This window comes from Candidatus Bathyarchaeota archaeon, from assembly GCA_026014805.1.
In the GTDB taxonomy this organism is placed as follows: domain Archaea; phylum Thermoproteota; class Bathyarchaeia; order Bathyarchaeales; family SOJC01; genus JAGLZW01.
This window is the reverse complement of sequence record JAOZHR010000007.1, coordinates 1-20,516: the sequence shown is the minus strand read 5'-3', so window position 1 is coordinate 20,516 and position 20,516 is coordinate 1. Positions and strand designations below refer to the sequence as shown.

At 43.1% G+C, this 20,516-nt stretch carries 20 protein-coding genes, 1 tRNA gene and 1 pseudogene; 12 read left to right on the top strand and 10 right to left on the bottom strand.

Translation table 11 applies throughout. The features are described 5' to 3' along the window. Positions 1–82 precede the first annotated feature (82 nt). The 5 genes and pseudogenes from NWE91_01625 (at position 83) to NWE91_01605 (ending at position 6,129) form a co-directional block, all read left to right on the top strand. Positions 83–946 (top strand): annotated as a pseudogene (locus NWE91_01625) (FAD-dependent oxidoreductase). After that, positions 920–3,457 carry an NAD(P)-binding protein gene (locus NWE91_01620; GenBank protein ID MCW3985097.1) on the top strand — a complete coding sequence of 846 codons (2,538 nt, stop codon included), beginning with the start codon at positions 920–922 and terminating at the stop codon, positions 3,455–3,457. Before NWE91_01625 ends, NWE91_01620 begins: the two are co-directional and overlap by 27 nt. Then, complete coding sequence (locus NWE91_01615) at positions 3,457–3,963, top strand: 4Fe-4S dicluster domain-containing protein (GenBank protein MCW3985096.1); 507 nt, start codon at positions 3,457–3,459, stop codon at positions 3,961–3,963. The genes NWE91_01620 and NWE91_01615 overlap by 1 nt, the downstream gene beginning before the upstream one ends. Positions 3,964–3,966: 3 nt before the next feature. Next, positions 3,967–4,836 (top strand): CoB--CoM heterodisulfide reductase iron-sulfur subunit B family protein, encoded by an 870-nt coding sequence (locus NWE91_01610; protein MCW3985095.1) that lies wholly within the window; start codon positions 3,967–3,969, stop codon positions 4,834–4,836. 78 nt (positions 4,837–4,914) lie between these two features. Then, the gene (locus tag NWE91_01605) at positions 4,915–6,129 is read left to right on the top strand and encodes an acyl-CoA/acyl-ACP dehydrogenase (protein MCW3985094.1); all 1,215 of its coding nucleotides are present in this window, start codon (positions 4,915–4,917) and stop codon (positions 6,127–6,129) included. Positions 6,130–6,137: 8 nt separating this feature from the next. Here the strand turns inward: NWE91_01605 and NWE91_01600 are convergent, their stop codons facing one another. From NWE91_01600 to NWE91_01570, 7 genes are all read right to left on the bottom strand, one after another. Further along, complete coding sequence (locus NWE91_01600; GenBank protein MCW3985093.1) at positions 6,138–7,106, bottom strand: electron transfer flavoprotein subunit alpha/FixB family protein; 969 nt, start codon at positions 7,104–7,106, stop codon at positions 6,138–6,140. A gap of 6 nt (positions 7,107–7,112) precedes the next feature. Then, complete coding sequence (locus tag NWE91_01595; GenBank protein MCW3985092.1) at positions 7,113–7,859, bottom strand: electron transfer flavoprotein subunit beta/FixA family protein; 747 nt, start codon at positions 7,857–7,859, stop codon at positions 7,113–7,115. Between the two features lie 423 nt (positions 7,860–8,282). Then, positions 8,283–9,482 (bottom strand): MFS transporter, encoded by a 1,200-nt coding sequence (locus NWE91_01590; protein MCW3985091.1) that lies wholly within the window; start codon positions 9,480–9,482, stop codon positions 8,283–8,285. A gap of 90 nt (positions 9,483–9,572) precedes the next feature. After that, on the bottom strand, positions 9,573–9,797 hold the full coding sequence (locus NWE91_01585; GenBank protein ID MCW3985090.1) for a hypothetical protein: 225 nt from the start codon (positions 9,795–9,797) through the stop codon (positions 9,573–9,575). 51 nt (positions 9,798–9,848) lie between these two features. Further along, a complete protein-coding gene (locus NWE91_01580; GenBank protein MCW3985089.1) occupies positions 9,849–10,886 on the bottom strand; it encodes a zinc metalloprotease HtpX in 1,038 nt (345 codons plus the stop codon). Positions 10,887–11,074: 188 nt separating this feature from the next. Beyond that, on the bottom strand, positions 11,075–11,239 hold the full coding sequence (locus NWE91_01575) for a hypothetical protein (GenBank protein ID MCW3985088.1): 165 nt from the start codon (positions 11,237–11,239) through the stop codon (positions 11,075–11,077). Between the two features lie 4 nt (positions 11,240–11,243). Continuing rightward, on the bottom strand, positions 11,244–11,942 hold the full coding sequence (locus tag NWE91_01570) for a hypothetical protein (GenBank protein ID MCW3985087.1): 699 nt from the start codon (positions 11,940–11,942) through the stop codon (positions 11,244–11,246). A 358-nt stretch (positions 11,943–12,300) separates the two neighbouring features. Between NWE91_01570 and NWE91_01565 the strand changes: the two genes are divergently transcribed. Further along, a complete protein-coding gene (locus NWE91_01565; protein ID MCW3985086.1) occupies positions 12,301–12,879 on the top strand; it encodes a hypothetical protein in 579 nt (192 codons plus the stop codon). Positions 12,880–13,473: 594 nt separating this feature from the next. Then, entirely contained in the window at positions 13,474–14,112 is a 639-nt protein-coding gene (locus NWE91_01560; protein MCW3985085.1) for a helix-turn-helix domain-containing protein, read from the top strand. Between the two features lie 166 nt (positions 14,113–14,278). Here NWE91_01560 and NWE91_01555 read toward each other — a convergent pair whose 3' ends face one another. The 3 genes from NWE91_01555 to NWE91_01545 all read right to left on the bottom strand — a co-directional run bounded on the left by NWE91_01555 (position 14,279) and on the right by NWE91_01545 (position 15,333). Then, the gene (locus NWE91_01555) at positions 14,279–14,404 is read right to left on the bottom strand and encodes a hypothetical protein (protein MCW3985084.1); all 126 of its coding nucleotides are present in this window, start codon (positions 14,402–14,404) and stop codon (positions 14,279–14,281) included. A 373-nt stretch (positions 14,405–14,777) separates the two neighbouring features. Then, positions 14,778–15,068, bottom strand: a complete 291-nt coding sequence (locus tag NWE91_01550) for a hypothetical protein (GenBank protein ID MCW3985083.1) — start codon at positions 15,066–15,068, stop codon at positions 14,778–14,780. Between the two features lie 46 nt (positions 15,069–15,114). Next, positions 15,115–15,333: a hypothetical protein gene (locus NWE91_01545; GenBank protein MCW3985082.1), complete on the bottom strand. Its 219-nt coding sequence runs from the start codon at positions 15,331–15,333 to the stop codon at positions 15,115–15,117. Between the two features lie 77 nt (positions 15,334–15,410). Here NWE91_01545 and NWE91_01540 point away from each other — a divergent pair, with 77 nt between their 5' ends. The 5 genes from NWE91_01540 to NWE91_01520 all read left to right on the top strand — a co-directional run bounded on the left by NWE91_01540 (position 15,411) and on the right by NWE91_01520 (position 20,221). After that, a complete protein-coding gene (locus NWE91_01540) occupies positions 15,411–15,752 on the top strand; it encodes a hypothetical protein (GenBank protein MCW3985081.1) in 342 nt (113 codons plus the stop codon). A 41-nt stretch (positions 15,753–15,793) separates the two neighbouring features. Next, positions 15,794–16,546: a hypothetical protein gene (locus NWE91_01535; GenBank protein ID MCW3985080.1), complete on the top strand. Its 753-nt coding sequence runs from the start codon at positions 15,794–15,796 to the stop codon at positions 16,544–16,546. Between the two features lie 226 nt (positions 16,547–16,772). Continuing rightward, positions 16,773–18,038 carry an MFS transporter gene (locus NWE91_01530; GenBank protein MCW3985079.1) on the top strand — a complete coding sequence of 422 codons (1,266 nt, stop codon included), beginning with the start codon at positions 16,773–16,775 and terminating at the stop codon, positions 18,036–18,038. A 51-nt stretch (positions 18,039–18,089) separates the two neighbouring features. Next, entirely contained in the window at positions 18,090–19,688 is a 1,599-nt protein-coding gene (gene lysS, locus NWE91_01525) for a lysine--tRNA ligase (GenBank protein ID MCW3985078.1), read from the top strand. Positions 19,689–20,142: 454 nt separating this feature from the next. After that, positions 20,143–20,221, top strand: a tRNA-Arg gene (locus NWE91_01520). Positions 20,222–20,516 lie beyond the last annotated feature (295 nt).

Genomic DNA, 20,516 nt, shown 5'->3' with positions numbered 1-20,516 from the left:
CGTTTTTTAGCCATATTAGTAATAGATAAAAGGTTCTATGGCACTGTTAGAATATTCTACAGCCAAAAAAGGTGGTTAGGTCTTGGCTCAGATAGGTGTGTATATCTGCCACTGCGGATTGAATATAGCGGGAGTAGTGGATGTTAAGGGCGTTACAGCGTACGCCGCAGAGCTTCCAAACGTAAGGGTTGCAAGAGACGATACATACCTCTGTTCAGACGCTGGACAGAAAATGATCAAAGAAGATATTAAAAAACACAAGTTAGATGGAGTAGTTGTAGCTTCCTGCTCTCCGAGAATGCATGAAGAAACTTTTCGCAAGGCAATAAGCGAGGCTGGATTAAACCCGTATCTGCTAGAGATGATCAACATTCGTGAGCAAGACTCGTGGTGTCACAGCGAAGAACCAAAAAAAGCAACTGAAAAAGCCAAGGTACTTATTAAAATGGCTGTCGCTCGAGCAACCCTTTTAGAACCACTAGAAAGGGCTAAAATTAGAGCGAGGAAGAGTGTTCTCGTCATAGGCGGTGGAATTGCTGGAATCCAAGCCTCCCTCGACTTGGCTAATGATGGGTTCAAAGTATATCTTGTGGAGAAATCTCCAAGCATAGGGGGCAGAATGGCTCAACTTGACAAAACGTTTCCCACACTCGACTGCAGCGCGTGTATCCTAACACCTAAAATGGCAGAAGTAAGTAGGCATTCCAACATTGAACTGTTAACGTATGCTGAAGTTGAAAACGTAACGGGGTTTGTTGGAAACTACGAGGTTACGATTCGAAAAAAGCCTAGGTACATAGATGTGGAGCAATGTACTGGTTGTGGTGAGTGTGAAAAGGTATGTCCTATTTCGGTGCCTAACGAGTTTGACCTCGGCTTAAAGACGAGAAAAGCCGTATACAGACCTTTCCCCCAAGCAATACCCAACGTTTTTACAATCGACAAAAGAGGGACTCCGCTGTGTAGAGCAGCATGTCCCGCAGGAGTCAATGTTCAAGGATACATAGCCCTCGTAAGTCAAGGAAAATTCAAAGAGGCTTACGAACTTATTAGACGATCTATCCCTTTCCCATCGGTTTGTGGGCGAGTTTGTTTTCGTCCTTGTGAAAGTGAGTGCGAACGTGGGAAATTGGATGAACCAGTGGCGATTAATGCCATAAAACGGTTTGTAGCCGACTACGTTTTAAGCCGAGAAAAGGAAAAACCCGAACCTATACCTAAAAAATACCCAGAAAAAGTTGCAGTAATCGGCTCTGGACCAGCAGGACTTACAGCTGCTTATGAACTAACTACAATGGGATACCCCGTAACGGTTTTTGAGTCATCACCCAAACCCGGTGGAATGCTGCGAGTGGGCATACCCAAGTATCGGCTACCCAAGGATATACTCGACGAAGAAATCCGAATAATCGAACGTTTGGGCGTCGAAATCAAAACCAACGTCACAATTGGCAAGGATTTAACGGTAGACTCGCTTCTGCAACAAGGCTACGCAGTAATATTCATTGCTGTTGGCGTTCAAGAATGCCGCAAACTCAGAATCGAGGGTGAAGAATTAAAGGGCGTGATGCCCGCTCTGGAGTTTTTAAAGCAAGCAAACTTGGAGAAACATATTGAGATTGGACAGAAAGTTGCAGTAATCGGCGGAGGTAACGTTGCCGTTGATGCAGCAAGAACTGCCTTACGACGACACGCCGAAGAAGTCATCATTTTGTACCGAAGATCGAGAGAGGAGATGCCGGCACACTCTTCTGAGGTGGAGGAGGCAACAAAGGAAGGCGTCAAGCTTCACTTCCTGGCTTCACCAACGAAAATTTTGGGCAAAGAAGGGTGCGTTGTTGCTCTAGAATGTATTGAAATGAAGTTGGGAAAACCCGACGAAACTGGAAGAAGACGTCCAATCGCCATCGAAGGCTCAGAATTCGTCATAAATGTTGACACGGTGATTCCAGCAGTGGGTCAGTCACTTGACACCACTCTTCTGCCAAAAAACGTGAAACTCTCACGATACGAGACTATTGCTGTTGATCCTGTCACTTTGCAAACGAATTTGCCAGGCATTTTTGCTGGGGGAGATGCGGTTATGGGAGAGTCCACAGTTATCGATGCAATAGCTCAAGGAAAAAGAGCGGCGATTTCCATTGATCATTATTTGAAAGGCGAAGAGTTGCTGGCTGAGATGGAAAAGAAAGTTTCGAAGATTGGAGAGGTCCCCAAAGTAGGGATAGAGGAAAAACATCGGCTGGCAATGCCTTTACTTTCTCTCGACCAAAGATTAAGCAATAAAGAAGTAGAGTTAGGATTTACAGAAGAAATGGCGAGAGAAGAGGCTGGCAGGTGTCTTGCGTGCGGGGTTTGTTCCGAGTGTCTTGAATGCGAAAAAGTGTGCGAGTTGGCGGGCGTGATTAATTATCAACAGAAAGAGGAACATGTCACTATTGAAGTTGGGGGCATAATTGTAGCTGTGGGATGTGAGGTTTTTAATCCTTCTCTGACACCTGAACTAGGGTATGGACGCTACAAGGACGTTATTAGCAATCTAGAGTTTGAAAGGCTATCCAGCGCAGCAGGACCCACTGGAGGCAAAATGCTACGTCTTACAACAGGAAAGCCACCTAGGAGCGTGGCGTTTATCCAATGCGTTGGAAGCAGAGATAAGAGATTCTGTGAATATTGCTGCCGCATCGGTTGCATGGTGACGCTGAAACAAGCTATTCTCGTTAAGGAGAAGATGGGTCATGATATTGACGTTTGCATCTGCTACAATGACATGCGGGCGTTTGGCAAAGCATATGAAGAATTTTACGAACGAGCTCGTCACATGGGTATCAAGTTTGTGAAAGGACTACCTTCAGAAATCAAGTCTTCACCTAACCATTTGTTGCGCTTTGACGTTTACGAGTCGAGCACAAACAAACTTCTCGAAATTCAGGCTGACCTCATTGTACTCGCTTCTGGCCTCGTGCCCTCGCCAGACTTTGCTGAACTGCAGAATATTTTACGTATTCCACGAAGTCCAGATGGTTTCTTTCTGGAGGCGCACCCTAAGCTGCGACCTTTAGAAACCCCAACTAGAGGCATATTTCTAGCAGGGACTTGTCAGAGTCCAAAAGATATTCCTGACACGGTTTCGCAGGCAAGTGGCGCTGCAATGAAAGCTGCAGAGCTTTTAGCAACCGGTGAAGTTGAGATTGAGCCACTGATTGCAGTTGTTGAGGAAACTTTTTGCAGTGGCTGCAGAATTTGTGAATCAATTTGTCCATATCAGGCTGTTACAATGGAAGGCAAAATCGTGGATGGTGAAGAGAGAAATATTGCTAAGGTTCTAGAAGCAGTTTGTCAAGGCTGTGGTGTGTGCTCCGCTGCCTGCCCCACCCACGCCATAGACATGCAACATTATCGAGAAGCGCAAATTTTAGCGCAGGTTGCCGCTGCTGTTCAAGGAGAGAAGAGATAATGAGCTTGACTGACCTTATGACTATGGTGAAGTCCAATAAAGAGCTGCAAAAAAAGATTTTAAGTAAATTGTGGAACGTTCACCCTGACGAATGTTTCCAATGCATGCGCTGTACCAGTGGATGCACGTCGCTGAAACTGTTAGAACTGAAACCCCACGAGATTATGCTTCTTGTAAACTCGGGGTTTATTGAAGAACTGGTTTCATCCGACATTATTTGGACGTGTGCATCATGTTTGAAATGTCGAGAAAGGTGCCCCCAGAAAGCATCTCCCTATGACACTATTATGGCCTTGAGAAACTTAGCAGTGGAACGGGAAGCAAAGGTTCCAGAAGCATACATGAAAATGTTGGCTCAAATCCTAGAAACAGGTTTGATGCAGCAAGTGCAAACGGTTACCTCTAGGGAAATGCAACCCTTTAACAGAGAAACTCTTGGACTGCCGAAAATACAATATCCAGATGACAAGTTTAAGGCTGTTTTTATGACAGTTCTTGGAGGGTGAAAAGTGAAAGTCGCAGTTTATTGGGGATGCAAAATCCCAACAGCTCAGTACGGTTATGAAATGTCAGTTAGGCAGGTTTTTCCACATTTCAACATCGAGCTCGTTAACTTGAAGGGGGCGTCTTGTTGCGGGGGACCAGTGAGAAGCATCAACATTTCTGCTGCCATGTATCTTTCTGCAAGAAACTTGGCTCTTGCAGGCCAAACTGACCTGGATGACCTGCTCGTGCCCTGTAACGAATGCCACTTCATGCTGAGCGAGGCGAAGCACCGAATAGGCGATGATGAAGAGATGCACAGGAAGGTGGAGGAATTGCTTAAAGAAGAGGGACTTCAATACCCCTCTAAGGTTAAAATCTGGCATGTTGTTGACTTGCTCCACGACAAGGTTAAGATCGATGCAGTAAAAACCAACGTCAAGAAGCCACTCAAAGGCTTGAAGTTCGCGGTGCATCCTGGGTGCCAAATTATTAGACCGAGCGAAATCGGACGAGTGGACAATGCGGAAAATCCGAGAAAGCTGGATGCCTTGGTTAAAGCTCTTGGAGCTGAGACCGTAGATTATTCAGAGAAGCTGGATTGTTGCGGGGCGGCTTTGCTGAATTCGCATAAGGATGCGGCGTTGAGTCTTGCTGGCTCTAAACTGAAGGCAGTTCAAGCTTGTAGTGTGGATGGACTTGTAGATACCTGCCCTTATTGTCATATAATGTATGATGCCAAGCAGAAAGAAGCTGCGGACACCGTAGGTGGCAAGCTTTCCCTATCAGTGCTTTACTATACTCAGCTTTTGGGACTTGCCCTTGGGATCGAAAAGGAAAAACTCGGGCTACATCTAAACCAAAGTTTCAACCCAGAGAATTCTAAATTCAAATAACTCAAAATTTCAAGCGTGCACTCTGACAATCCTTATATGCTCAAATATAAGCATATTTCTCTTCAAGAGGGAACGCAAATGGTAAATTTCAGCTTTACAGAAGAGCAAGAACTCTTCCGCAAAGCACTGCAGGAATGGTGCAGAAAATTTCTACCCTTAGATAAAATTAGGGAAATGGACACCAAAGGGGAAATCCCCCAATCATTAGTAAGAGATATGGCAAACCTTGGCTTGCTAATCATGACTGCTCCAGAGGAGCATGGTGGAACCGGTGCCGATTGGGTTACGGCATGTATCGCAGCTGAAGAGTTGGGTTATGCTGATATCAGCATCGCAATTCCTGTCTTCTGGCTTGTAGAATCATCTTGGGGATACGTTGTTGACAAATACTGCAGCGAACAAGTCAGAGAAGTCATACGAAAAGCCATCAAAGGAGACGCTTTCATCGGCATAGCCTCCACAGAAGCAAGCGGCGGATCAGACGTTGCAGCCTTCCGGTCCACTGCCAAAAAGCAAGGAGACAAATGGGTTCTTAACGGTGAAAAAACCTATATTAGCGGAACTGAAGAGGCTAAGAAGTGGGGTGGAGGCTTTTTCGTCAACGCGAGAACTTCACCTGCACCACCAGAAGCAGCCCACCGCGGAATGACTGGGTTCTACTTACCCATGGATGCCCTTGGAGTTGAAATTAACAAACGCTTTGAAGACATGGGAAGAATGGCCATTTCAACAGGTGGTTTTGTGATGAAGAACGTGCAGTTGCCAGAACATCACCTTATCGGCGAGATTGACAAAGGCTTTTACTTAACCATGGAAGGATTCGACTGCGCCCGCATTCTAATCGGTGCCGTGTGTTTGGGTGCTGCAAGACGAGCGTTAGATTTGGGCATGGAGTACATCAAGGAACGGCGAGCCTTCGGGCGTCCTATTGGTAAGTTTGAAGGCATACAATTCGAGTTGGCAGATGACTGGGCAGAACTAGAAGCCTTACGGTCGCTCGTTTACAGAACTGCTTGGATGATGGACAAGCGATACAAAGAAAAACGATTCACACCGCTTGAGGTTGCACAGATGATTTCCGCGTGCAAACTAAAGACTCCGCACTTCGCCTTTGACGTTTGCAAACACGTCATGCTATGGTTCGGCGCATACGGCTACACAAAAGAGTGCCCCGTGGAGATGGGGTTAAGAGGTATAATGTCCTACTGCGTCGGCGCCGAAGGAACAACAAACATCCAACGAGTAGTCATAGCGAGGGAACTGCTGGGAAGGGAATACATGGCATACAAGTAGAAGAGTAATCACATACTCAATGCCTTTTTCAATGCATCAACTATTGCTGGCACTATCTCGTACAGGTCTCCAACGACAACATAGTCAGCAAACTCAAAGATAGCTGCTTCAGGATCCTTATTGATTGCCACAACCACCTGCGAGTCTCGCATCCCCGCTACGTGTTGAATCATGCCGCTGATGCCGCAGCCTATGTAAAGTGTCGGCTTGATTTTCTTTCCAGACAATCCCACCCATCCCGTGAACCATTTTCGGTCTTCAGCTAACGGTCTCGTGTTGCCAACTTGGCCGCCGAGAAGTTGAGCGAGCTCTTTAAGTGGCTTGAAGTCTTCCTTCTTTTCAATTCCTCTTCCGCCGCAGACAGCTATCCGCGCCTCTTCGATTTTCACGTCAGCCACTTCCATCTTGTTGACTCCCACAACTTCCAACTTTGGCTCTTCAATGTCAACATCAACATTTGCTATCTCACCGTTCCTTTCTTTTGGCTCTGGCTTTTCGAAGGTTCTAAGTGGTACTGTTGCTATTTGCGGTTTTTTACGATATGTAGCTGTGACGATGGCGTTGCCACTGTACACGATTCTCTTAGTCACAAGCTGTCCCTCTTGGCTGATGGATAGTTGACTACAATCTGGAGTGCATCCAGTTTCAAGCCTTGCAGCAAGACGGGAAGCTAGCTCCTTTCCATCCTTTGTAGATCCGATGAGAAGAATCTCAGGCTTGTTATTGACAACGAGGTTTGTTAGAGCGCTCAAATACGTTTCTGTTTGGAAGCTTTCTAGGCGGTGGTGGTCAACTACGAAAACTTTGTCAGCACCATACTTAATAATCTCCTCTGCCTTGCTTCCCACTTCGCTTCCAAGCAACACAGCTGCAAGTTCTGTCCCAAGGTTAGCTGCAAGGGGGCTTCCGCCGGCTAACAGTTCCAGCATCAGATCATAATTCTCAGAAAAAACCCAAACACCCTTATGTTCGCTCATCGCTTTCTACCTCCCCACTACACCTTCCTGAATAAGCGCTTTCACCAGTTTCTCTGCAATCTCAGCAGGATTTTCTCCTTCAATCATGACCCCTTTCCGTTCTACCTTAGGCGCCAAAACATCCATGATCCTGATGCCAGATCCAGTTTCTCCAACTTTTCCAGGTTGAACATTGATGTCTGCGAGCTTCCAAGTTATGATTTCCTTTTTAGAAGCTTTCATTATCGCCATAAGTGAAGGAATCCGCGACTCGTTAATCTCTTTGGTTACCGTCACTATTGCAGGCGTCTTAGCTTTTACTGTCTCGTAGCGATCTTCAAGAGCGCGCTCCACAGTTACAACGTTGCCTTCTAAAGTGATTTTACGCGCGTACGTGATCACAGGGATTTTCAGTAGTTCAGCGAGACGCGGGCCGACTTGAGCTGAAAAACCGTCGATAGACGCTTCACCGCAAAGAACAAGGTCGAACTCACCGATTTTCTTTATCGCTTCTGCTAACGCAATTGAAGTTGCCAATGTGTCAGAATCTCGCAAAGCCTCATCGTTGATGAAATATCCTTTGTCAGCTCCCATCGCCAAAGCTTCACGAACTGAGGTCTTGGCGTCTTCCACGCTCACGGTAACTGTTATGACTTCGCCGCCAAGCTTTTCCTTAAGGCGAACAGCTTCCTCTAACGCATTCTTGTCAAAATCACTGATTTTCCGTGACACACCTGCTGTGACTAATCGATGTGTGGACGGATCTGCCTTCAGTTGGCCAACGTCTATTGCTTGTTTAAGACAAACTATGATTTTGGGCAGAGCTTTTTCCGCTCCTGAGAATTTACCTATGAACGAGAGAACCCAAATTAAGCGTTTTGGTATATGTTACGATTTACAACATGAATACGCCTTCTCGTGCCTAAGAAAAAATCATCCGACATTTAATCCAAACTTTTCTGTCTTCAACTCTGAATGTAGAATACTTCATGAGCTGATGTGTAGCTTGATTGGAATATTTTAGGAAGCCCCTCACTTCTTTTGTAATGCGCTCGCCAACGCAAATAATCTTCACCGCGAGTTTGCATTTGACAGTCCGGGTGTGCGTCACTTTTTGACGGGGATTCCTGTTACAGGTTCCAAATGGGCGTCTAATAGACGTTAAATGCAAGCTGTTTCTTAGGGTCCAAGGAGAAGCTAGGTTTTGCCTGTTTTAGTTGTAAAGAATATTCCTGTAGTGGTGAGGATTATTATGCCGAGGGATCCGAATAGGCCGATATATTTCAGGGTTGATGCGAGTATTATTCCTGACACAATTGGTCCGATGGTTTGGCCGATATCCATTATCGTGGCTAGGAATCCCATGGCTGCGCCGTAGCTTTCTTTTTGAGTTAATTCAGATATTAGTGCTGGTGTTGACGAGGTTACTAAAGAGAATCCTAACCCATACATTATGGAGAATGCTAAGAGCAAGGAAAAGTGAACTGTGAGAGGGATAGCAATTAATGGAAAGCTAGCGATTAACGATCCTGCAATAATTGGCGTTCTTCTTCCGGTTTTGTCTGATAGTTTGCCCATGAAAGGTTTTGTGAGCGAAATTGTGATAAGCTGTGCTCCTAAGATTATGCCTATCAGGAAAATGTTCATCGTTGCAATATCTTGAAGATACGCAACCAAAAAGAATTCAAATGCTCCGAAAGTATAGTATTGAGAAGCTTCCAAGATACCTACCACTAGAATTCCCTTGTTTTTTGCGATTTTGCTCCAATCTTGAAAAACTCTAATTTTCTTCCCTTGTCTTACCTTTGAATGTCTGATCGAGCTTGTTGAAGCAATTTCTTTAAGAAACACTAAGGCTGTAAATAGAGAAATGGCACCAGCTGCTCCAACAATGATATATAACTCGTGATAGTTGTTGGCCGTGATGAATAGAATTGAACCTCCGAGGAGAGGGGCAATGCTTCTTCCTAGAATGGTTGCCGAAGAAAACGTTGAGATTTTCTCGCCTTTTTTGGTTGGGAATAATTCTGCAATTGTTGCGTTTGAAACTGGAACAAAGATAGCGGTTGCAAAACCATGGTAAAAACGCACTAGGACAAGTTGCCACCAAGAAGACACGAAGAGATATAGAAAAGGGGCAGAAGCGAAGACAATACCAGATGCTAACAAAAGTTTTCTTCGCCCAAGCACGTCAGAAAGCCAACCCGCAGGAAAGCTTACAAAGATTCCAGGAACCGTGGACGCAGCGGCGACAATGCCCAATAATGCTTCTGGCGTGCCTAAGCTTGTAGCAAATAGTTTCAGAACAGGATTCTTTGACATTGTAGAACTCAGAATCGCAAATAACCCTATAAGGCACAGTGTCCAGAAAAACCTGTTCTGCAAATTGTGGGACATTACGTTTTGTAAATCTGGAATGCTTATTCTTTAAGCTTTTTTCTGGGAAAGTAAAGTAGTTGCGTTCTATTTATCGTATCTAGATCGTCTTCATATCTCTTCTTGATTGGGCAAACACACTTCTTCATATGACTCACGGAACATGCGGAACGTTAGGTTTCTTGGCTTGATGCGTTCAGAGCCGCGCACACAAACATCGAGTTCTTCAAAAATCTTTGATGTTGCCACCGGTCGCGTAGAGGTCAATGCTGCCGAGTGACAAAGCTGTTCAAGGTCAGGCGTGTAGCTGAGAAGCTTGACTTCTATTTCATCCAACCGCTGAAGTATTAAAACATAAAAGAGAAAAAGATTGTGAGCATCCCATGTTTAGATGTTGGCATAAATGCGACCGCTGGAATAGCGTCCGGTCGTCATCTCATCTTCGATTTCTCGCAGCATAAGAATTCTCTTAAAGGTTGGAGGATGAGTTGAAAACCACGTATTGATGGATGTCCACGTTGATTTGGTTTCTTTCTCCATGGCATGCTGCAGTTCCCTCTCATCTAAGACGCCGTCACGGTCAAGGTCGTACGCGTCTTTTCGCTTAATTATACCTTGACATTCCTGCTTTGCCATAGCCGGATCGCCTATGTAAAATGTTCTTGCACTAGTTGTCGGCTTTGGCGATAGCGAGAGTCCATAGGTAATTTTAGCCAGAGCACTTTGCAGCTGCCTTGGCTGACCAGTTATGTAGGCGGAGTAGGCGTCAGCATAGTGTTCGCGCTTTCTGCTTAGACCCATCACACATAGAAGCGTCACGACATAGACTATGTATGATATTAAGGCGACGATGAAAAGCGCCGCTTTAAGACCGCCTTCCTTCTTATCGCGAGAACCGCTGCTGCTCCATCTTCCAGCCTCAAACGTTCCCCAAGCAATCCAGAAAGCAAGGAGCGGTAATGCTGAAAGCATAGTCATAACTAGATAGTCTTTGTGTTTGATGTGGCCAAGTTCATGACCGATAACTGCTTTTATTTCATCTTTATTCAGTTTTTCAAGCAACCCCTCATGCAATGCGAGAGTGGCGTCGCCGGCTGTTCTTCCAAAAATGAAGGCGTTTGGTGTTTTATCTGGGACTATTGCTAGTTTGGGCATGGGAATGCCGCTTTTTTGGGTTAGTTCCTTCACTGTTGATTCTAGCCATGGGTTTTCGCCTGATTTCAAGTAGCGCAGATGTGTGGAGCCTCTTACGATCGCCGGTCCAATGAGATACTGTAGCAGAAGGAAGAATATGGTAGCGATGAAAGCCCATATTGGATGAAGCCCCAGTATGTACATAATTACTCCTAGGAAAACGGTGAAGATTACGCTGACGAGAAGGATGGATATAGTCATGGAAAGTTTCAATTGTGCTAGCCTTGCCAAGATTTAAACCTCATTTTTAAAGTTAGAAGTGCTTTTAAGAAATAAACATTACGTGTTAAAATTTTAGTGTGAAATAACTATGGAAACTTGTTTTTTTTCTTGTGTTGATAGCTGCCTTGAAAAAAAGCGTTTAAGCCTCCGAATTTTCAAAGGCTTTTCTCAGAAATATCTCTGGAAGAGGTAGGGGTTCACTTCTCTTTTTCCTTTTTCTTCTCTGTAGAGCGACGCTCAACACCAGATTGTTCATATCCTTCTCGCACATCACGCCCGATTCGTCTTTCCACACCAGATATATCACGCTTTTTTATAATCCTCCCAGTCTCTTTGTCTTTTTTCTCTTCTTTTTCTGGCATTCAATCACCCCCCTTTCAATAAATTGAAACCATAACCGATTAGTCCAGTGATGATTGCCCCTCCCACAACAGAAAGAATATTGGTAAGCCAAGTTCTTGTTTTGATTCCGTAGATTAATTCCGCTCTATAGACATAATCTGAAAATAGAGAACTTGTCCATTCAAACACTGGGTTATCGATATATTGAGAACTTTTCTCTTCCCTTGCAAGTTCCCTACATTTTGGGGCAGATTCTTGAAGGATACTTTGCCAGAATCTCTTTTTCAGCTTTGGAAGAACTACTTGGAATTTTAAGTCCATCTTGTCGGATATTAGGTTGGCAAAACTTGTTGTGTTCATACCAGAAACTGTGTCTGAAAAAAGCCACACATCGCCAAGCTTGTGAACATTACTTGGAAACTGATATAGTAAAGTCATTTTATATTTTTGACGAGGACTCAATGTATTAATCCGTGGGAACACGCTCAATTTTATCATGCTCCCTTGCTTTTCTGGATGTAAGTCAAGACTACCCGAAGAGTCTTTAGCTCTTGCGCTCGCAAGCATGTTGCCTAGTTCACTGACATAAAGAGAAAGTTCTGATATGTCAACATCTTGGCGTGTTTGATTAGTTAAAATCCAACTTCTTTCAACATCCACATTGCCCGCATTATCGATTTTGTAAATCTTTTCCACATCTATTTTTATTGGTGGCTGAGACAACCAAAAGTATTCTCCTACGCTATCTTTTGCAAGTCTAATTGGAATTGGTTTTTGAGAGTATTTAAGTTAGACTATTTGAAAAAACAACAAATATAGAGAGTGCTAGGTGAAACTAAGTGTCTGTCGATTTCAATTATTTCGGTTCAGCTATAACTTTTCCGCATTTCTCGCATTTAGAGTTTTCAGAAGCTTATCTCAGAGAAATTGTTTCAGAAAGGGTAGGGGAGTTCTATAGGTTTTTTTGCAAGTCGGATTGGAGCTTTCTTCATGTGTATCAATACACTTTCCGATTAGTACGACATAATTTTATATATTGAGATGACAAAATCGATTACTATCGTTAGGAAGATGTTCTACCTTGGGAGATAATGAGTTTATCCAAACTAAAAATGCTCTTCTACGCTTTTTTACTGGTCAAGCAACTTCTCAAGCAGCACGGTTAATTGGCTTCACTATAGCGTTGTTTGCATTACTACAAACAGCTCAATATTCACGGCAAGAGCCACTTTCTAGCGTCTTCTCGGCACTACAATTTCCGATGATATTAAATGAATTATATTTGGAAGGATTGAAGTTTCTAGTTTTATTTGTAAGCATCTTAGTCATACTGACGTTTATGATCCGCGCGATTTTTCGGTTCTCAGTTTTTAGCTATTTGTCAGAGTACTTGATTAAAATCAATAAAAATGATATAGGCACTGAAAGCGATGGCAAAACCGTCTTAATAGATGGAGCGAGGCATATTCATGAAGCAACTTATATGGCTACTGTGAACTACTTAAGAGAGTGGGCGTATGAAGGAGAATTAAAACTATATTTCTTTCTCCCGCTTGTTTGGGTCATTGGAGAAAAAGGAAGAGCAAAATGGAAAGATTGGATATTGTACTTCCCTGTCGCAATTGCTTTCACTTGCTTTCTTTTGTTGCTTTTATGGTAGCCATATTCTAATCAGTTCTTTTGGCTCTGCTATAACTTTTCCGCATTTCATATCTTGCTGTTATTTTCCACATCTAGAGAATGAACATGATGTGATTAATGCTTAGAATACCAACCAGAAATTAGATGATTTAATTTTCAGGAATGTTAGAGCATGGATTGAAGTAGAATTAAATAGAAATCGAGTTATAGAATAGGAGAGATGTTTTGAATAATGACCTATAAATTTGAAAGATGCAAAGAATGTAGAAATCCAGACCATTTATTAACGGTAATTGAACGAGCTAAGAGACATCTAAAGATTCTTTACAAAAAATATCCAGAAACTAGACCATACGTGCACCATCTTGCACATCATCTATTCGACTGTCTAATGCTCTTCGGTTTTGATAAAACTAAAACTTGTGAGGAACTAGTGCAATTATTTGACATCACTCTTTAGACATGAAAGTTAAGCGATAACCTTGAAATCTACATAAAAGTTTGCTTATAGTATGGGGGTCATCGGTGTTACCCTACCTGTGTTTGCCATACTTATTTTATTTTGAGAAAAACTACTATATTGGAAATACAAGCATAATGCAAAGGCTTCGGAATGAAAGAATTTAATGAATATTATCAGAAAGCAAAAAGAACTCTTAGGGGTAGACCTAAGCCTCGATATGTCTTTGGGTTAGCTTGTGAAATGTTGGCGAAGGACTGGCTCAAGGAAAGAGGGTGGAAAGTCTACGGGTCTTTTAGAACTTTTACAAGATTCACTAAAGTTTATGGGTCTTTTGGAAGATTAACTAAACGGCAAAGGCATTTCATTAAGAATTTCTTAATTTGCGATTTCTATATCTATAACAAAAAGAGAGAACTATTTGCAATAGTTGAGGTAAAGTCAACACAAAGGAGAACCAATACGTTTGATTTTGCTTCTGAATCCCAGAGAAAGTATTATGAGAAAGCTTTAGAGTTAGGAATCCCTATTAAATTCATTTTCATAAAGATTTTGAATAATAAGGTTACCGAAATAAAGATGTGTAATTATCCCAAAGATTTAGCGATTTTTGAAAGAAAAGTTAGACCAAAGAAAGAAATTGAGCCTAAAACGAAACCGATAAGAAAAGGAATTACCAAAAAAGATGTTGAAGAAATGAAGGCTCTATATGCCCAAGGATTTACACAAAACGAAATCGCTAAGAAATTTGGGATTAAAGCTTCTACTGTAAGATACCATCTAAAAAAGTGACCTATGGGGGATTCTAAGCATTTAACGAAAGCGTATTCAGATTCTACTGAGACTGATGTTTCTTCCAAAATAGTAAACTTTTGTTTGTGTATGGGAAGCTTAGGATGAAGAACATTTTAGAGTTTTTCGCAAATGCTTCGTAGACCGATTGCCTAGGAATCCCTTGCTAGTCGTTTGTGATATTGCAACCTTTGATTAGCTGAAAATACTTCTCGATTAAGTGAACTTCGGGTTCTATCTTATTCGCCTTCTTATCAAAAAGAATCTGAAAAGAAATAGACTTTTTCTCCAATGGCTCACCACCAGAATACAACGGGTGGAGAGGTATGCAAGCGACGGAGTAGTGAACTAGTGAGTATAGATATGATTGAATATATAAGAGATATTGGTGTTGTGATGAATAGGGCGCTCTCCACCTAGTGTATAATGGTGGACAACCCATGAACCAATGGTTGCAAAATCACACACCCTAGAGAGGGAGAGACAGTGACTAATAACAATAATAGGTTAAAGAATTGTGATATGATAGTATACACACTCCGCGTGGGGTATGCCATTTTGCAGCCAATGGAGAAATGGAATTTCTAGGTTATATATAATGTAAGGATTGTGGTAGGCGTCTGTGTCAAGCATCATCGTTTCCAATAGATGCGATTGTCAGATGTCTAATTGCGGTGTGTTATTGAAAGGTAAGTCTCCCAGTTCACGGTTCGCAAGCGTCTTAATAGGTCGGGCGTTTCTTTTAGCGAGATTTCGATTCCATTGGTTGAGCAAAATGCGTGAAATCTTTCGAAGTAGGTGTCTATCGTTCTGAGAATTAGGTCGTAGCTCACTTTTAGGTGGATTGTTACTTTTTTGTGGATGTTTTCCAGTTCAGCCGTGGTGTTTGGCGACGTTTTCAATTCGTCAATTAGCTGGTCTGGATTCTTGTCTAAAGCAGTGCAGACTCGGTTCATGCAACTCAGACACCTTTTTTTGGTTGATTCGGCGTATTTTTTGTCTTTAAACCATTTTCGGATAGTTTTGTAATCTTCTTCTCGAATTTTCAGCCACAAATATCCGTGAATTCCTGTCTAAGCTTTCTTTTGCGGTTTTTACAGCCCCTTTTTCGTCAAGCTTTAATTGTTCCCAACCTTGCCATTCCCGCATCTCATTGAAAAAATCTTTGTGGAGGCGGGCTAAATTGTTAAAGTCGCTGCCTTTGTATTTTCTGATATTCATAGCAAATTCTCCTTTTGTGTAAATAATATATATCTTGGACGTATAGAGTTTTTAGCGGCACTTTGGAGGGAAATTGTTTGGCAAGGTTTCAGTTAGGACTTCTGTCCTTTGGCGTTTTTCTAGTAATTGTTGCAGTTTGGATAGCTGCTTTTCTTTTGGAATTAATTTTAGTAGAAAACATTGTTCCTTTAATCCTACTATCCAGCGGCGTTTGGACCGTAGTTACTGCTGGTCTTAAAGCAGTCAAACCTGAAGAAGGTGCTTTCAGCACTTTCGGCTGGGGCATGCTTTTCATAGTTCTCGGTGGCTCGTTGTACATGATAAAAGTGGGAATGAATCCGATGTATACCATCGTGTTTGTGTTAGCGTTAATCGGAGTGTTGGCAGTCGCCACTGCGCTGCGGTCAAGCAGAAAATAGAATATATCCAAGCCCTGTTCATATCAAACTGGAGGCTTTCGATGTCCATAATACATAAAATCAGTTGCGCCCACTGTGGGGCGCCAATTCAATTCAAACCCGGAGAAATCGTGACTACGTGTCGTTACTGCGGCTTTACACAGGTAATTGAGACAGGTCGACCCTTCACCTTTAAACATTCCATGTTCCTAAACAAATATGACCCATCTCAAATTGAAGGCATAGTGCACAAGTGGATGAGGGCAGGGTTCACAAAGCCAAGCGACTTGGTAAAAAAATCAAAAATAACAGAAAAAAATCTAGTTTATGTTCCCTTCTGGGTCTTGGAAATCGAAGCAATCAGCTCATATAAGGGCGTTTTTGAACGGCTCACACCGCCAGTAGTGAAGGAAGGCAAAATAGAAAAGCATTACGACTGGCTTATCCTTGCGAGAAAAGCCACACATTTCCCCACTAGGGAGTACGATGTTCCATTAGAAGGTAAGGTTCCTTACGACTTTCGGAAAGTAGAGGGATTTGCGAAGGTTCTGAACAGTGAAGTTGAGAAGAGTGAGGCGGCTGAGAAGGCTAAGCAGCAGATTGAAGCCCTTCACCAGTTCTTAATCAAGCAAGAGGTGGACAAAATAATGGAGATGCACACCGACTTCGAATTTGGCGACGCTGTTTACCTTCATGCGCCAATTTGGTTTGTAGCTTACGAATACAAGAAGAAAAGCCACGAAATAATCTTAGACGGCGCAACGGGAATGACAATCAAGGGTGACATACCGGCAATCAAGTTTGGCCTATTTTAGGCATATACGCGCTTCACTACTCTATCTTTTGACTATGTCGGCGATGGATTTAATAGATGATTCAAAGTCTCTTTATACATTTCCTGTAAACACGCACATCAAAGCAGCCACAGGTGATATCATTAGTATCGTAGAGAGATAATTCTACGCTGACAACGCCCATGCAGAGAATGAAGTCAAGACTTATATTAGCACGCACGCACGCTTCAAGAAAAGAGTGAAATTCATGGGGCTAATCGACGTTCTTAGGCGGGAGTTCTCCTTCATCACAGGCAACTATCGAGTTCTTGTAATAAGCTGGATAATAATGGACCTCGCCATGGAAATGCCCACCCCAAACTTTCAAGCTTACGTCGTCGAAACTCTGCACGGCCCAGATATGGCCCTGGGAATCATCGGTCTGGCAAATTTCCTGGCAATGGCAGCCGTAGCCTTTCCAGGCGGCTACCTTGCAGACAAATATGGAAGGCGTTGGCTCATCACAACTATGACGTTTGGAATGGCACTGTCGTGGCTGTTCCTTGCACTTGCCCCAACGTGGCACTTTATTTTGCTAGGAACAATTGTGAGCAGTCTTTGTTTAATTTATCAGCCAGCGCTGTTCGCGATGGTTCAAGATTCGCTTCCTGCCGAGCGTAGGGGCATGGGTATATCGATTATACAGCTTATTCATGGTACATTTAACACTCCTGGCCCTATAATTGCAGGTTTTCTTTTGCTGCGATTTGGGCTGGAGTGGAGTATGAGGGTAATCTACCTAATCATGACAGTTCTTTATCTCATAGCGGCGGTGTGGCGGCTCAGACTAAAAGAAACAGTAACGACCGAAGAGCCAATCCGCTTTAGCTATTTCATTTCCTCTTACCCTAAGGCTATAAAAGAAAGCGTCAGCGTTATGAAGAAGGTGCCGCGATCAATGTTCTGGTTATTTATCGTTCAAACTCTGGTAATGTTCGGGATGGTGCTTACGCAAGTGGTCAACCAAATTTACGCAATGAAGGTACTTGGAATTAGCATAGAGCAGTGGTGGCTCGTCTTCATCCCGCTTTTATTGACAATGGTCGTAGCTTCAATCCCAATCGGCAAGATGGTCGACAAGTTTGGAAGGAAAATTCCTTTGATTCTTGGTTTACTCACCCTTGGCGCTGCTACATTGATTTTTGCCACTGGCAACTTCTTGACAGTAATGATTTCGATGATTCTATTCGGGATAGCTCAATTGTTAGCGATGTCCGCAGTGATGGCGCTTGCAACGGACCTTGTGCAACCAGTAAATAGAGGCAAGGTTGTTGGGCTCACAAATTTCATCGGTTATATCGTGATGGGCTTCGGCATGTTACTCGGTAACTATCTCTTCATAGAAGGACTGACGATTGGCATTCCTCAACTGCCCTTCTATGTAGCACTTGGATTGATTATTCCCCAACTTCTCATAGTTATATTTCTCATACATGAACCCAAGAAGCGAGTAGGCGTTACAAGCTTAGATTAGACAACAATTTTTATTTCCCAACGCTTCATAATGTTGTGGACTGAAACTTTGATGACGGTAAAAATCATCGGTCACGGCACATGGTACGACAAAGCAGCCGCCAGAATCATAGAAAGGGAACATAAACTAGGACGCAACCTTGACCTAATCCGAACAGAAATGGGTCTTGGCGCTTCAGGGCTACCTCATATCGGCAGTTTTGCCGATGCAGCAAGATCCTTCGCAGTCACCTTGGCTTTGAAGGAACAAGGCATCAACTCTGAACTAATCGCGTTTTCAGACGACAAAGACGGTTTGCGAAAAATTCCAGCAGGCTTTCCTAAAACAATGCAAAAATATCTCGGCTGCCCAGTCACAAGCATACCCGACCCCTTCAAATGCCACAACAGCTTCGGAGAACACATGAGCTCTCTACTACTAGAAGCCCTAGACAAATCCAACATAGAATACCACTTCATTTCAGCAGAAAAAGCTTACAAAGAAGGCTGGTTCAACGAAGAAATCAAAACAATCCTCACAAACGCGAAACGAGTAGGCAAAATCGTGAAAGAAGAGGTAGGACAAGAAAGATACACCGAAGCGCTTCCTTATTTTCCAATATGTGGCAATTGTGGGCGAATCTACACCACAACCGCCCACAAATTCTTGCCGCAAGAAGAAAAAATACTATACACCTGCAAAGGCATGGAAATAAAAGGAAAATGGCTCGAAGGCTGTGGATATCAAGGAGAAACGGACTACAGAAAGGGCGAAGGCAAACTGAGCTGGAAAAGCGAATTCGCAGTAAGATGGAAAGCCTTAGACATAAGGTTCGAGGCCTACGGAAAAGACATAGAGGACTCCGTGAGAATAAACGATAGAATCTGCCGAGAAATCCTCCAGTACGAACCACCGATGCACGCAAGATATGAAATGTTCCTAGACAAAAGTGGAAAGAAAATTTCAAAATCCGCCGGAAATGTCTTCACACCACAAGTTTGGCTCCACTATGGCTCGTCCCAATCACTAATCTTGCTCATGCTAAAGCGCTTTACAGGCACTCGCGAACTGTCAGTAGTAGATATCCCTCAATACATGAACGAATTCGACGAATTGGAGGACATCTACTTCGGCAAGAAACAAATCGCCAACAAGAAAGAACTCGCAAAACTGACCGGGCTCTACAAGTACTGCTGCTGGCTCAATCCACCATCAAAGCCCAGCATCCATATACCCTACAACCTCCTAGCATACATAACCAAAATCGCCCCCGAAGGCAGAGAAACAGAATATGTCACACAGAAACTGCGAGAATATGGCCACTTAAAAGACAAGGAATTACCGCTTAAAGGTCTAAAGGAAAGAATCCAATACGCCATCAACTGGAACCACGACTTCATGGAAATAAAAGAAACCCCACTCAAACTCAAGGCAAACGAGACAGATGCAATAAAGGAACTTGTAGAAACTCTTCAAGGCAAAATAAATGCGGAAATAATTCAAAGCGCAATCTTCAACATCGCCCGAGAACACGACATACCGCCAAAAAGATTCTTCAAAACGCTCTACACAATTCTCTTCGGAACACCCGCAGGCCCAAGACTTGGCCCCTACATAATTGCCATGGGAAAACAAAACGTCACCGAAGCTCTGCAGCGAGCAGTAAACTAGTAATGACTCTAAAAGCTCTTTTGCTTTTGTCACTGAGTATTAAAGGACGAAAAAGCGGTCCGTAGTCTGGTCAGGATTGGCTTATCATTGTTGCGTACGCGGTTAGTGTTGGTCTCTAAGGATACTGTAAACTTATTTGTATGACTATTGATTCAGTCGGGACAAAAATTTAATGGCTCGTAGCAGTAGAAAAGTCTGCCTGGGAACTGTCTCTAGTTCCTCTTTTGACATTTTAGAATGACTGAGTAACACAAATTTCAAGAGAAATCTATTAATAATATACCCCAACTTTCTCTTAGAGTGCTTCTTCAACCACCTGGCAATTTCATAAAAGGAAGGTTACTCGAGCGCATATCCTTTAATATCCCCTTACTCAATCCAGAACTTCTAAATCTTATTAATATGTTAATGATTTTCTCTTTAGTATGCTCAGAAAACCGTAATCCAGTTGAGAGGGCCCGTAGTCTAGTCCGGATTAGGACGCTGGCCTGCGGAGCCGGAGATCTGGGGTTCAAATCCCCACGGGCCCGCCACTTTTTAGGTGCAGATACTTTTGTTAACGATCGTTCTCATAGGTTTGTTTATGTCTAAAAAGGAGTTGAGTGCTCGCTCTCGCCCGCGCCGACTTAAGTATGAGGCTTTTGAGAAAGACCCGCAGACAATAGTGGGGGAAGAGGAGTTGGAGGCTAACTTGCAGATGGCTGGCAATTCGTAAGCGTGCTACCTTCGCAGAGGATACTGATAAGAAGGACAGATTGATGCGCACAGCGCATCTAGAGACGAGAAATTTTGTGTTCAAGATGTTTCATTAGATATCGTCGAGTCTTT

What these genes read in the sequence shown, in the direction of transcription:
- NWE91_01530 (MCW3985079.1), top strand. Translation starts at nt 16,773, where the DNA reads ATGGGGCTAATCGACGTTCTTAGGCGGGAGTTCTCCTTCATCACAGGC.
- NWE91_01550 (MCW3985083.1), bottom strand. Translation starts at nt 15,068, where the DNA reads ATGAACCGAGTCTGCACTGCTTTAGACAAGAATCCAGACCAGCTAATT.
- NWE91_01600 (MCW3985093.1), bottom strand. Translation starts at nt 7,106, where the DNA reads ATGAGCGAACATAAGGGTGTTTGGGTTTTTTCTGAGAATTATGATCTG.
- NWE91_01575 (MCW3985088.1), bottom strand. Translation starts at nt 11,239, where the DNA reads ATGCCAGAAAAAGAAGAGAAAAAAGACAAAGAGACTGGGAGGATTATA.
- NWE91_01615 (MCW3985096.1), top strand. Translation starts at nt 3,457, where the DNA reads ATGAGCTTGACTGACCTTATGACTATGGTGAAGTCCAATAAAGAGCTG.
- NWE91_01560 (MCW3985085.1), top strand. Translation starts at nt 13,474, where the DNA reads ATGAAAGAATTTAATGAATATTATCAGAAAGCAAAAAGAACTCTTAGG.
- lysS (MCW3985078.1), top strand. Translation starts at nt 18,090, where the DNA reads ATGACGGTAAAAATCATCGGTCACGGCACATGGTACGACAAAGCAGCC.
- NWE91_01605 (MCW3985094.1), top strand. Translation starts at nt 4,915, where the DNA reads ATGGTAAATTTCAGCTTTACAGAAGAGCAAGAACTCTTCCGCAAAGCA.
- NWE91_01590 (MCW3985091.1), bottom strand. Translation starts at nt 9,482, where the DNA reads ATGTCCCACAATTTGCAGAACAGGTTTTTCTGGACACTGTGCCTTATA.
- NWE91_01535 (MCW3985080.1), top strand. Translation starts at nt 15,794, where the DNA reads ATGTCCATAATACATAAAATCAGTTGCGCCCACTGTGGGGCGCCAATT.
- NWE91_01545 (MCW3985082.1), bottom strand. Translation starts at nt 15,333, where the DNA reads ATGAATATCAGAAAATACAAAGGCAGCGACTTTAACAATTTAGCCCGC.